This is a genomic window from Streptomyces sp. NPDC007088 (assembly GCF_042869355.1).
Classification (GTDB): Bacteria; Actinomycetota; Actinomycetes; order Streptomycetales; family Streptomycetaceae; genus Streptomyces.
In genome coordinates this window covers 67,646-78,959 of the sequence record NZ_JBIAFO010000025.1, presented here as the reverse complement: position 1 = coordinate 78,959, position 11,314 = coordinate 67,646, and the positions used below count along the sequence as shown (strand labels likewise).

The 11,314-nt window shown below is 72.6% G+C and carries 12 protein-coding genes and 1 pseudogene; 2 read left to right on the top strand and 11 right to left on the bottom strand.

Features of this window, described 5'->3' with window-relative positions; genetic code table 11:
* Window positions 1-371: pseudogene (locus tag ACFYMP_RS28470) on the top strand (integrase core domain-containing protein); the annotation flags it as partial.
* A 46-nt stretch (window positions 372-417) separates the two neighbouring features.
* Here the strand turns inward: ACFYMP_RS28470 and ACFYMP_RS28465 are convergent.
* The 5 genes from ACFYMP_RS28465 to ACFYMP_RS28445 form a co-directional block, all read right to left on the bottom strand.
* Window positions 418-684 carry a DUF4235 domain-containing protein gene (locus ACFYMP_RS28465; RefSeq protein ID WP_388862931.1) on the bottom strand — a complete coding sequence of 89 codons (267 nt, stop codon included), beginning with the start codon at window positions 682-684 and terminating at the stop codon, window positions 418-420.
* The gene (locus ACFYMP_RS28460) at window positions 681-1,163 is read right to left on the bottom strand and encodes a DUF3618 domain-containing protein (protein ID WP_388862929.1); all 483 of its coding nucleotides are present in this window, start codon (window positions 1,161-1,163) and stop codon (window positions 681-683) included. The genes ACFYMP_RS28465 and ACFYMP_RS28460 overlap by 4 nt, the downstream gene beginning before the upstream one ends.
* Window positions 1,163-1,573: a phage holin family protein gene (locus ACFYMP_RS28455; protein WP_388862927.1), complete on the bottom strand. Its 411-nt coding sequence runs from the start codon at window positions 1,571-1,573 to the stop codon at window positions 1,163-1,165. Before ACFYMP_RS28455 ends, ACFYMP_RS28460 begins: the two co-directional genes overlap by 1 nt.
* A 457-nt stretch (window positions 1,574-2,030) precedes the next feature.
* The gene (locus ACFYMP_RS28450) at window positions 2,031-2,567 is read right to left on the bottom strand and encodes an NUDIX hydrolase family protein (protein ID WP_388862925.1); all 537 of its coding nucleotides are present in this window, start codon (window positions 2,565-2,567) and stop codon (window positions 2,031-2,033) included.
* Window positions 2,568-2,889: 322 nt separating this feature from the next.
* Window positions 2,890-3,504, bottom strand: a complete 615-nt coding sequence (locus tag ACFYMP_RS28445) for a GNAT family N-acetyltransferase (RefSeq protein WP_388862923.1) — start codon at window positions 3,502-3,504, stop codon at window positions 2,890-2,892.
* A 425-nt stretch (window positions 3,505-3,929) separates the two neighbouring features.
* On the opposite strand from ACFYMP_RS28445, the gene ACFYMP_RS28440 reads away from it, so the two are divergent.
* Entirely contained in the window at window positions 3,930-4,514 is a 585-nt protein-coding gene (locus ACFYMP_RS28440) for an AAA family ATPase (RefSeq protein ID WP_388862921.1), read from the top strand.
* 302 nt (window positions 4,515-4,816) lie between these two features.
* Here the strand turns inward: ACFYMP_RS28440 and ACFYMP_RS28435 are convergent, their stop codons facing one another.
* From ACFYMP_RS28435 to ACFYMP_RS28410, 6 genes are all read right to left on the bottom strand, one after another.
* Window positions 4,817-5,815, bottom strand: coding sequence for an ester cyclase (locus tag ACFYMP_RS28435; protein WP_388862919.1), 999 nt, complete (start codon window positions 5,813-5,815; stop codon window positions 4,817-4,819).
* 405 nt (window positions 5,816-6,220) lie between these two features.
* Window positions 6,221-6,991, bottom strand: coding sequence for an HpcH/HpaI aldolase/citrate lyase family protein (locus ACFYMP_RS28430; protein WP_388862917.1), 771 nt, complete (start codon window positions 6,989-6,991; stop codon window positions 6,221-6,223).
* Window positions 6,988-7,767 carry an SDR family NAD(P)-dependent oxidoreductase gene (locus ACFYMP_RS28425; RefSeq protein ID WP_388862915.1) on the bottom strand — a complete coding sequence of 260 codons (780 nt, stop codon included), beginning with the start codon at window positions 7,765-7,767 and terminating at the stop codon, window positions 6,988-6,990. Before ACFYMP_RS28425 ends, ACFYMP_RS28430 begins: the two co-directional genes overlap by 4 nt.
* A complete protein-coding gene (gene hisD / locus ACFYMP_RS28420; RefSeq protein WP_388862913.1) occupies window positions 7,764-9,074 on the bottom strand; it encodes a histidinol dehydrogenase in 1,311 nt (436 codons plus the stop codon). The genes ACFYMP_RS28425 and hisD overlap by 4 nt, the downstream gene beginning before the upstream one ends.
* Before the next feature lie 111 nt (window positions 9,075-9,185).
* Window positions 9,186-9,947, bottom strand: a complete 762-nt coding sequence (locus tag ACFYMP_RS28415) for an alpha/beta fold hydrolase (protein ID WP_388862911.1) — start codon at window positions 9,945-9,947, stop codon at window positions 9,186-9,188.
* Window positions 9,944-11,083 carry a cupin domain-containing protein gene (locus ACFYMP_RS28410; RefSeq protein WP_388862909.1) on the bottom strand — a complete coding sequence of 380 codons (1,140 nt, stop codon included), beginning with the start codon at window positions 11,081-11,083 and terminating at the stop codon, window positions 9,944-9,946. The genes ACFYMP_RS28415 and ACFYMP_RS28410 overlap by 4 nt, the downstream gene beginning before the upstream one ends.
* Between the last annotated feature and the right edge of the window lie 231 nt (window positions 11,084-11,314).

The window sequence follows — 11,314 nt, the reverse complement described above, 5'->3', positions numbered from 1 at the left end:
ACGAGAGGAAAGAGACCGCCACCGCCTTCTGGACACGCGCACACGCCTACTTCAGCGGCGTCGGGATCACCGTCGAGCGGGTCCTGACCGACAACGGGGCGTGCTACAAGTCCTATCTCTGGCGCGAGACCCTGGCCAAGGCCGGGATCGCCCACAAGCGAACACGGCCCTACCGGCCGCAGACCAACGGCAAGGTCGAACGACTCAACCGCACCCTGCTCGACGAATGGGCATACGCAAAGCCCTACCGCTCAGAGCAGGAACGACGCAACGCGTTCCCCCGCTGGCTGCACTCCTACAATCACCACCGCGGACACACCGCGCTCGCAGGCAAACCACCCGCCAGCCGCGTCCCCAACCTCACAGGGCAATGCGGACGGGGCGCGTCCGTCGCGGACTTCCCAGGGGCGCGGCGGGTCAGCCCGGCCAGGTGCCGGTCAGGCGCCGCGTGGCCACGGCGCCCGAACGGTCGACCGTGGCCTTGACCACGGCGTAGATCGCGCCCTGGATGGCCGCGGCCAGAAGTATCTGCCGCCAGGAACGGTCCTCGTCCGTGGCGTCGGGGGCGTCGTCGTCGCCCTCGACGACCTTCCACGTCTGCTTGAACGCGGCGCCCGCGATCATGCCGCTGACGGCGCCGAGGACCAGCCCGACCGGCTTGTACGCGATCTTGACCGCCTTCATCGGCGGGCTCCGCGGCCGCGACGCACGAGCAGGAAGACGAGGAGCGCGGCACCTCCCGCGAGCAGCGGCGTCCGGTTGGCACGGGCGGCCTGGGCGGCCTGACCGGCCTTCCTGAGCAGCGGATCGGGGGTCTTGTCCGCCGCGTACCGTCCCGCCCGGCTCGCCGTGTCACGCACCTGCGCCGCGGTCTGCGCCGTGCGCTCCAGGACGGGATCGGGCGTCCGGTCCTGGACCAGCCGCTGGGCCTGCTCCGCCCTGTCGCGAATCTGCCCGGAGACCGCGGCGGCCTTCTCGGACACCTGTGCCTTCACCGCGGCCGCCCTCTCCTGTGCCTGGGCCTTGACGTCGGCCTTCGCCGCCAGGGCTTCGACGGTCTGTCCGAGTTCGTCGCGGGTGCTCTCGACCTGCTCGCGCAACTCCTCGGGCGTGGGCGCCTCGGGGGCGGGGTTGCCGATGTTGGTACGGGATTCGTCGCTCATCAGTGTGCCTTCTCCTTGATCTCGGCCAGATCGGCCTTGACGCTCTCGATGGTCTGCTCGGGGGCGGGGGTGCCGCCCTCGGCGATCTGCTTCTTCCCGGCCAGGGCGGCCACGGCGGTCGCCACGGCCAGTACGCCCGTGACAACGAGAGCCGCCGCCCACACCGGCAGGGCCAAGGCGAGAGCGGCCACGCAGGCCGCCACCAGGGCCTGGGCCGTCAGGACGCCGAGCAGGCCCGCGGCGCCGAAGAGACCGCCGCCCTTGCCGAAGCGCTTGCCCTTCTGCGTCATCTCGGCTCGGGCCAGCCGCATCTCGTCGCGTACCAGATCCGACATCTGCTGTGACGCCCGCGAGACCAGCACGCTCACGGAGTCGTCGTCGCCCGGGGCTCGCCGCTCTGTTGTGCTCATGACGCGATTACCTTCCTTCCCAGATCCGTCGGGTTCTCCACCGGCGAGGCGCCCGCCGCGCGACGGCCGTCCGTTCCACCGAAGCGGGCCGCGGCGACGGAAGTTCCCCGTCGAGACAGGCCCGCCGTCCCCTGCCGGGGGTACCCGGCAACCGCCCCGCCACCCGTCTGACGGGAAAACACTTCGCGGGAATCGCCGGTGCACCGGGCCGGACGGCGCCGTTCCCGTCCCCCGCGCGCCCACCCCGTACCGCGGTGGCGGCCCCGCCTCGCTCCATGTCCTGCGGGTTGCCGCCTCGACGAGGCCCATGCGCGTCACTTGGAGTGGACAGGAGTGCGGACACCCCCGCCCCCACGCGCCCGGCACGGCGAAGGGCCCTCGCGAGGGGAAGCCCGCGAGGGCCCTTCACCGGCGACTCGGCCGCGGGGGCCGGGTGGCCGCTCGGTCGAGCCGGCCCTCAGCTCACGCATCCCACATGCGCCAGGGCCTGCTTCAGCAGGACACCGTGGCCGCCCGGCATCTCGCTGCGCAGCGCCGGGGACAGCGCGTCCTCGGGGCTGAACCAGACGAGGTCGAGCGCGTCCTGGCGCGGCCGGCAGTCGCCGGCCACCGGCACGACGTACGCCAGGGACACCGCGTGCTGACGCGGGTCATGGAAGGGGGTGACGCCCTGCGTCGGGAAGTACTCCGCGACCGTGAACGGTTGCAGAGAGGTGGGGACCCGGGGGAGGGCCACCGGGCCGAGGTCCTTCTCCAGATGGCGCAGCAGGGCGTCGCGGACGCGTTCGTGGTGCAGCACCCGGCCGGAGACCAGCGTGCGGCTGACCGTTCCGTCGGGGCCCATACGCAGCAGGAGGCCGACGCTGGTGACTTCGCCACTGTCGTCCACCCGCACCGGCACGGCCTCGACGTAAAGGATCGGCATACGGGCGCGCGCCGATTCGAGTTCGTCGGCCGACAGCCAACCGGGCGTGGTTTCGGTCATGTCAGACATTGCTTGATCATACTTTCAGGGAGCCGCCTCCCGCTGTACCACCGCGGAACTGATGGCGGCCCGCCGGGCCGGCGAACCCGGAGGCCCGCCGAGACCACGGCGGGAGACCCGTCCGGCGGCGGGAACTCCGCGCACCCCGACGTCGCCCGGACGCGCACGCTGCCCGGCCGTCAGGGGCACCACTGTCCCCTTCACCCGCGAGGGACTCCGGGGCAGAGGATCATCAACCCTCCGCGCTGCGGGCCGGTTTCTTCCCCGACGGGAAGCGCGGCCCCGGTTTCGGGCCTGCCCGGCCCGGGAGTTGCCGCGCTGACCGGGGTGCTCAGGCGGTGCCGCGCCCCAGGTAAGTCAGCGGGCCCGGGTCCGGGACCGGGATCTCGTGGAACCCGACCCGGTCGTAGAAGGCGCGGGCAGGAGTGTTGCTGGTGACCATGCCCAGGTGCACGGCCGCCACCCCTTTCCGGTGCAGGGCGCCGAGGAACGCCTGAAGCAACCGCCGCCCGTGCCCCTCGCGCTGGTGGGTGGGCAGCAGGTCGATGTGAAGGTGCGCCGGATACTCCGACAGTTCGGGCAGCAGCATCCGCTCGGGGCGGTGCATCAGGTCGACCATCACCTCGGTCGGGGTGGTCGGCGGGCCCACGGGGGCGGGGTAGCGCGTCGACACCCCGGGCAGCCACTCCGTACGGAAACGCGACACGAAGGACGCCGTGTCGGCCGTGCCCACGATGTAGCCGACGGCCCGCCCCTCGTCCTCCACGACGAAGGCCAGATCGGGTTCGAGGACGGCGTACGGCGCGGCGAAGATGTTCGGCAGCAGCTCCAGGTCCGGGTAGAGGGCACGCGAGTCGCCGCCCTCGTGCGCGGTTCGCACACAGATGTCGAAAAGCGCTTCCCGGTCCTCGGGGCGGTAGGGGCGGAGAACCGCGGTAGATGTCATGGCGGGGATTATGGATGCGTGGGAGCGGTCCCACAAGCCTGATTCGGCGTAAGGTCGGATCGCCGGGGCCACAGCCGGCCCCGGCGCGCCCCCTGGCGGCACGCCCGCACCGGGCCCTGATCGGCGGGAGCCGCCGGGCTCGCGACCGGGAACACCCGCACCGCCCGCCGATGATCCGGCATCCGGTGCCGCGATGCCCCGGCATGCGGTGCCGCGATGCCCCGGCATGCGGTGCCGCGTGCCGGGGGCCCGCATCTGGTCCGGCCCGCCGGGCCGCGCCCCCGGCCTCTTCGCCGCTCAGGCGGACCCCGTACCGGTCCGGCCGCCTCGGCTCTTCCGCCCACTCCCAGCAGCTCCGCCGGTGAGCGGCCTCAGTCCTCTCACCCAGCCCCCTCACGCCACCCCCGTCACGGAGGACCATGATCATGCGACGCTACATCCTCACCGGCACACCGGGCGCCGGTAAGACATCGATCCTGCGCCACCTGGCGTGGCTCGGCCACAGTGTCGTCGAGGAGGCGGCGACCAGCGTCATCGCCCAGGCGCAGGCACACGGCGAGGACGAGCCGTGGACCCGGGCCTCCTTCCTCGACGACGTCGTCGCCGTGCAGTGCCGACGGCAGCGGGCGGCGCCCTCTCCGGCCGACGACGTGCAGTTCTTCGACAGGTCCCCGGTCTGCACGCACGCGCTGGCCGTGTACCTGGACCTGCCCCTCTCCCCGGCCCTCGGGTCCGAGCTCGAACGGGTCGCCCGGGAGGCGGTCTACGAGCGAGAGGTCTTCTTCGTCCGCCATCTCGGGTTCTGCGAACCCAGTGCGGCGCGACGTATCAGCTTCCGGGAGTCGCTGGAGTTCGAGCGCGTCCACGAGGAGAGCTACCGCCTGTTCGGGTACCGGATCGTCGACGTTCCCGCCGGCCCGCTGACCCGCCGGACCAGCGCGGTCCGCGCCGAGGTCGCGCGCCTTGCCCCGGCGGCGCCCACTCCACCGGCCCCCGGGCCGACGCCCTGACAAGCGGGGGCGTCGGCCCGGGGCGGACGCGGCGGACCCTGCCGGCGTCCCGCGCGGCGGGGAGGCGCTGAGCCGGCGACCCGTGACCGAAGGCCGTGACGGAACGCCGTGACAAAAGGCCGTGACAAAAGGCCGTGACAAAAGGCCGAGGCGGAACGCCGTGACGGAACGGCCTGAGCACGCACCGTTCCGTCTGGTCCGGCTCGGCCGCGTACTTCGCGAACCCCGGGTTTCGCGCGGTCAACGCGCTCGCCCTCCCCGCCGCCGAGCGTGCGCGTGCGCCTGCCGCGGAGCCGGGAAGTTCAGTAGATGTTGGCCTCCACCTCCGGGCCGTCGCCCCGGGTGCTGTTGATCTGGGCGCGCAGGGAGATCTCGTCGTAGACGCGGAACTCCCTGACGATCCTGCCGCCTTGGATCAGGAACTGGGACACACCCAGCACGGTCACCGGCCGGTCGGTCAGCGGGCCGAAGGCCGGTGTGCCCCGGTAGGTGCCGTGCATCGTCCACAGCACGGCCACCCGCAGACCCGCGTACCGCTGCGAGTGGTTGGTCTGCACGTCCCGGACGGAGAACCGCGCGTCGGGGAACGAGCCGACCAGGGACAGCAGATCGGCCTGGTAGCGCTCCGGGCGGATGACCGTGCGGTCGCCGACGGTGTGCAGGAACAGGTCGCGCACCATGAAGTCGTCGACCCTCTGGAGCCGGCGACGCGTCCACACCTCTTCGATGAACTCCAGCACCATCTCGCACTCGGGGCGGAACTCGTCGGGGCGCGGGCCGCTCACCCCGTGCAGCAGGACGTCCTTCGGCGCCTCTTCGGTCATCGAACCGCTGTAGCCCTGGAAACGCAGTGCGCGCGCCGCCGCGTCCGGGTCCACGCCGCGCTGCAGGCAGTCGGCCAGCTCGTCCCGCACCACCCATTCCTCGGCCATGCGACCGCGCCGGTAGAGGCAGTTGGCCACCGTCCGCTTGCGGATACGGATGTTCTGGCCGCCTACGAGGTGCTCGTCCGCTGAGAAGACCAGATGCGAACTGAGGAACGCGTCGTCCCCACGCGCCTCCCACACCACGTCCTCGGCCTGTCCGATATGGCCGGGCGTGCCGCCCATGCGCATCGTGCTGCCCTCGATGACGCCGTCGCGCCCCACGACCGTGCCGAGACTCGTGTGGACGATCGAGTCCGGCTCGTAGTTGTCCACGATGTAGGAGATGTCGCGGCCGACCCAGATGCGGTCGGTCACCTCACGGATGAAGTCGTCCGGGTCCTCGTAGGGGGCGTAGGCGACGGGGTCGAGGGCCATGGGGTCTTCCTTTCTGAGTACTGCTGCTCTCAGTGCTGCTGTCGCTGTGCGTATGCGTATGCACCCGCGGAGGCGTCCCTTGCCGCCAGGGCCGCGGGTGGTGGGCCGTGAGCGTCGCGACGGGGCGTCCGGAGACGGCCATCGGGTCGTACCGCTCCGCCACCGGGCGAGACGTGGGGTGGGGAGTGTGCGTACGCACCCGCGCGTGATACGCGTGATACGGGGGAACACCGCTGGAGACGAGGGAGGCCGGCCGGGGTCGTCAAGAGGTACGGGCGGTCCTCCCCGCCTCCCCGCCGCGTGGCGGTGGAGGCGGGGAGGCGGCACCCCACGACGTGTGGGGCAGCCCGGGACGCACGGCACCCCGGGCAGTGCCCGGGAGTGCCGTACGCCGTGCGGGACCCCTCAGCGCCGCCCGGGAGAGGACGGCGCCGCGAGGGTACGGAAGGTGTCCATGAGGACCTGGGCCGTGTTGTAGAGCACGAGGTGCGCGCCCGCCTCCTCCGCGGCCCGCGCCGCCTCGGTACCGGGCACGATCGTCATGACCTTGCGGCCCGCCGCGCGCGTCGCGAGGTGGACCTCCTCGATCAGGCCGTCCACCACCTCCTGCCCCGGGAAACCGCAGTCCGCCGCCAGGTCGGCGGGGCCCACGAGGACGGCGTCCACCCCCTCGGTCGCGACGATCTCCCCGGCGGCCGCGCAGGCCCGTTCCGTCTCCACCATCACCACCACCAGGGTCTCCTCGGCGGCGGCCAGGTGCGCGGACGCGGAGACGCTGCCGAACCGGCCCGCTCTGCTGTACGTCGCGAAGCCCCGCCGGCCGAGCGGCGGGTAGTGGTCCGCGACCACGGCCTCCCGCGCCTGGAGCGCGCTGTCCACGTGCGGGTGGATCAGGCCCGCCGCGCCCAGGTCGAGGCAGCGCAGGGCGAGGGCGGGCTCCGCGGTGCCCACGCGCACCAGCACGTCCAGGCCCTGGGCCGCCGCGGCCGTCAGGTGGTGCTGGAGCGCGCCCATGTCGGCCGGTCCGTGCTCGCAGTCGATCACCACGTAGTCGAGTCCCGCGACACCCGCCATCTCCACCAGCGTCTCCGAGGGCAGCCGCAGCAGCGCGCCGTACAGCCTCTCCCCGTCAGCCAGCCGCCGCTTGAGGGAGCGGCGTCCCTCCGCGGCCGTCACCGGGCCACCATCCCCGCCGAGAGGTCGATGTCCGCCCCGCACAGTCCACGCATCCGCAGCATCGCGCTCACGGCGGCGCCCACCTCCTCCTCCGTCACCATGCGCCCGAGCGCCGCACGGGAGACGAACGCCTCCTCGGCCTCGGCGTACGTGCCACCGGTCCGCTCCGACTCCAGCCGGAAGTTGCGCTCCATCCTGGGACCCGCCACCGGCCCGGGGGACAAGGAGTTCACCGTGACGCCGAGCGGCCCCACCTCGCCCGCCAGGGTCGTGGTCAGGCCGATCACCGCCATCTTCGAGGCGCAGTACGGCGTGCGGCGCAGCAGCGGCCGCTTCCCCGACACGGAGGCGATGTTGACGACGTCCCCGGCGCCGCGTTCCGTCATGGCCGGCAGGAAGGCCCGGCACATCAGGAACACGCCCCGCACGTTCACGTCGAAGACCTCGTCCCAGTCCCGCGCCGAGATCTCGGTCAGCGGGGCCACCGGGCCCGCGATCCCCGCGTTGTTGACGAGTACCGAGATCTCCTCGCCCGCGAGGGACCCGGCGAGCGCCTCGACGTCGGAGGGCCGGGACACGTCGCACACCCGGTGGTCGACGTCCGGGCCGAGTGCGGCGGCCGTCTCCTTGAGGGTGCGCTCGTCGCGGCCGGTGATCACGACGCGGGCGCCGTCCGCCAGCAGCGCCCGGGTGATCGCCCTGCCCAGACCGCTGCCGCCCCCGCTGACCAGCGCGGTACGGCCGCTCAGCGGCGACCCCGGGTCCGTGCCGCTCACGCGCCGGCCTCCTCGTTCCACGGCAGGGTGCCGGCGCCGTACTTGGCGGCGCGCACGTCACCGGAGCGGGCGTGGCCCTCGAACAGCTCGACGCGCGCCGCCCGTCCGCACACCTCGCCCAGCAGCGCCGAGGACGCGGTGTCGGTGACCTCCTGGTGGGTCACGGTCTTCAGGTACTTCCCGACCCACAGGCCGCCCGTGTAGCGCGCGGCGCCCCGCGTGGGCAGGACGTGGTTGGTGCCGATGACCTTGTCCCCGTACGACACGCAGGTGCCCTCGCCGAGGAACAGCGCGCCGTAGTCGCGCATCCGGTCCAGGGCCTGACGCGGGTTCTCGGTCAGGACCTCGACGTGCTCGCTCGCGTAGGAGTCCGCGACCTCGAACGCCTCGGCGAGCGAGTCCGTCACCACGATCTCGCCGTGATCGCGCCAGGCGGGCTCGGCGAAGTCCTTCGTGGACATACCCGGCAGCAGCCGCTCGATGTGGCGCTCGACCTCCCGGCCCAGCTCCTCGGAGGTGGTGACGAGGACGGCGGGGGAGTCGGGGCCGTGCTCGGCCTGCGAGAGGAGGTCCACGGCCACCACGAACGGGTCGGCGTGCTCGTCGGCGATCACCAGGATCTCCGTCGGGCCCGCGAACAGGTCGATGCCGACCTCGCCGAACAACTGCCGCTTGGCTTCGGCGACGTACGCGTTGCCCGGTCCGGCGATGAGCGGCACCCGGCCGATGGTCTCGGTGCCCAGGGCGAGCGCGGCGACGGCCTGGACCCCGCCGAGCAGGTAGATCTCGTCGGCACCCGCGAGATGCATCGCCGCCACGGTCGCGGCCGGGATCTCACCCCGGATCGGCGGGGTGCACGCGGCCACCCGGTCCACGCCCGCCACCTTCGCGGTCACGATCGTCATGTGCGCCGAGGCCGTCAGCGGGTAGCGGCCACCCGGCACGTACGCGCCCGCCCCGCTCACCGGGACGTGCCGGTGCCCCAGCCGTACTCCGGGCAGTGTCTCGATCTCGACGTCGAGCAGGGAGTCGCGCTGCGCCTGGGCGAAGGTGCGCACCTGATCCTGGACGAAGCGGATGTCCTCCAGGACGGTGTCCGGCACCCCGGAGACGATCGTGCGGATCTCGTCCGGGCCGAGCCGGAAGGACTCCGGGCTCCAGTTGTCGAACTTCTCGGAGTACTGGCGGACGGCCTCGTCCCCCCGCTCACGGATGTCTTCGAGGATGGCGCGGACGCGGTCGGCCACGTCCGCGCGGCCCGCCCGGACCTGGGCGGAGGGGACGGGGGACTTGAGGTGTCGGGGCATGACGGCTCTCTTCGTTTCAGGAGTGGGTGATGGGGTGAATGAGGGGGGTGAGTGGGCGGGTGGCTCGGTGGGGCCGCCACCGCTCACGGAGTGAGCTGCCCGGTCGAGGGCTCAGGCGGCCGGGGGTGTGGCGGACGAGGGGACGGGGCGTGCGGCCCCGGTCCGGTCGAGCAGGTCCCGCACCGCTTCCGAGACGGCCTCCGGCCGCTCCCAGGGCAGCAGGTGACCGGCGCCGGGCACCGCGCGCAGCCGGGCGTCCGGCAGGGCCCGCGCCACGTCCCGGTGGAACCGCGGCGGGCACAGCGCGTCCCGTGTGCCGTGCAGGACGACGCCGGGGCAGCGCGCGTCGCCCAGCGCGCCGAGGGCGTCCGTGCGGGTGGCCTGGGCGGCGAGCTGGGCGCGGGCCGCCTCACGGCCCACCCGGTGCGCCATGTCGCGGTAGCGGCTTGCCTGTCCGCGTGGCGGTGCGGGCAGTGCGAACATGCCGGGGAGGGTCTGCTCGACGGCCTCGTCGAACCGTCCGGCCGCGATCAGCGCGTCCAGGCCCCGCCAGGAGGCGTACTGCTCGGGGCGGGGCGCTCCCGCGTTGGTCGACATGACGCACAGCCCCGCGATCCGCTCGGGCGCCCGGCGCAGCGCCTCGAAGCCGACGATGGCCCCGAGACTCAGCCCGACCAGCGCGAACGGGCCGGACACCACGGACAGCAGGTCCTCGGCGAGCGCCCCGATGTCCGGTTTCGTGAGGGAGAGGTGGTGCACCTCGTGGCCCTCGGGGAACACCACCTCGGACCACAGGCTCTCGTCGCACAGCATTCCGGGCACCACCACCAGCGGCAGCGGACGGGGCACCGTCTTCCGGGCGGGGGCGCTCACCAGCGGCGCGCGGAGCGGGGCAGCAGCGCGTACGGGGCGACGTAGCCGTTGTGGTCGACGCCCAGGCCCGCGTCGGCCGCCGCCTTGGCGACCTCCTCGTCCCACTCCAGGCGGACCCGGCCGTCCCCGGAGTTGACCACGAGGAGGTCCCCGCGGGTGTCACCGACGTTGCGCAGCGAGCGCCAGGCGTCCTGCGGGACGGAGAGCATGTCGCGCGGGCCGAGACGTACCGAGACGGGGTCGGTCCGGTTGAGCGTGACCTCCCACAGGCCGTCCTTGACGATCAGCGTCTGGGTCTCGTGCTGCCGGTGAGCGGAGACGCCCTGGCCGGGCTCGGCGCGCATCCACGCGAGGTTGTGGCCGTGCGGGTTGGTGATCCGCGGCTCCTGGTGCGGGTCCTCGGTCATCCCGTAGCCGATGACCAGGCTCAGTCGCACACCCCCGCCCGGCAGCGTGCTGTCGAGGAAGGGGTGCTCGGACCACACCAGTTCCCCGGCCGCCGCGATCCGGCGCCGCATCTGTTCGGGGGTGTAGTGACGCAGCCGGTCGATGTACTCCTGGCTCATCGGCGTGGTCAGTTCGGCGCCGGCCGGGATCTCGTCCCCGGCGACCGTGTCGATCAGTTCGTTGTCGGCGGTCAGGTACAGGCCGTGGCCCTCGGCCTCGCGCAGCACCGAGGGGCCCCAGATGATGCCGCCGGTGTCGTCCATGCCGAGCACGGTGAACATCCAGCCGTCGTCCGGCCCGGTGTTGGTGAAGCCACGGAAGATCCATGTCGGGACCGAGGCGATGTCCCCGGCCTTGAGGAGGAGTTCGCCCTCGGAGCCGTCGGCGCCCCAGCGCAGCAGGTACTCGCCCTCGGTGCACACGAACACCTCGGCGGTGTAGTGCAGGTGGAGGTTGTTGGTGATGCCGTGCGGCATGGCGGCGGCGCCGATGTTGTAGCCGTGCGGCAGGCGGAGGTTGACGTACTGACCGGCGGACTGGGAGACGCCCGGCCCGATCATCGCGTAGTTCTCCTTCCGGTCCGATCCCGGCGTACGGCAGTCGATGAACGCCTGGTTGCAGGAGACGAAGTCGCTGCGGCGGACCGTGCGGCGCCCCAGCTCCTCGGTGGACACGACGACATCGGGCATGACTGCTCCCTCGGTTGGAATACGTATGCATACCCATGACAGGCCCTCATGCCGGCAATGTCAAGGGTGCGTGGGGGGCCAGGTCCGGGCGTATGCTGCGGGGGATCGGGTGCCGCTGGGCGCTGAGTGCGTCGAACGGTAGGGACGTCTGGCGCGAAATAACGGAAGCGAGTTCGGCCCGGTCGGTCTCGTGGTGGTGTCCGGGGCACGCCCCCGGCCGCGCCTGCCTCC

What these genes read in the sequence shown, in the direction of transcription:
- ACFYMP_RS28460 (WP_388862929.1), bottom strand. Translation starts at nt 1,163, where the DNA reads ATGAGCGACGAATCCCGTACCAACATCGGCAACCCCGCCCCCGAGGCG.
- ACFYMP_RS28465 (WP_388862931.1), bottom strand. Translation starts at nt 684, where the DNA reads ATGAAGGCGGTCAAGATCGCGTACAAGCCGGTCGGGCTGGTCCTCGGC.
- ACFYMP_RS28410 (WP_388862909.1), bottom strand. Translation starts at nt 11,083, where the DNA reads ATGCCCGATGTCGTCGTGTCCACCGAGGAGCTGGGGCGCCGCACGGTC.
- ACFYMP_RS28450 (WP_388862925.1), bottom strand. Translation starts at nt 2,567, where the DNA reads ATGTCTGACATGACCGAAACCACGCCCGGTTGGCTGTCGGCCGACGAA.
- hisD (WP_388862913.1), bottom strand. Translation starts at nt 9,074, where the DNA reads ATGCCCCGACACCTCAAGTCCCCCGTCCCCTCCGCCCAGGTCCGGGCG.
- ACFYMP_RS28455 (WP_388862927.1), bottom strand. Translation starts at nt 1,573, where the DNA reads ATGAGCACAACAGAGCGGCGAGCCCCGGGCGACGACGACTCCGTGAGC.
- ACFYMP_RS28445 (WP_388862923.1), bottom strand. Translation starts at nt 3,504, where the DNA reads ATGACATCTACCGCGGTTCTCCGCCCCTACCGCCCCGAGGACCGGGAA.
- ACFYMP_RS28435 (WP_388862919.1), bottom strand. Translation starts at nt 5,815, where the DNA reads ATGGCCCTCGACCCCGTCGCCTACGCCCCCTACGAGGACCCGGACGAC.
- ACFYMP_RS28440 (WP_388862921.1), top strand. Translation starts at nt 3,930, where the DNA reads ATGCGACGCTACATCCTCACCGGCACACCGGGCGCCGGTAAGACATCG.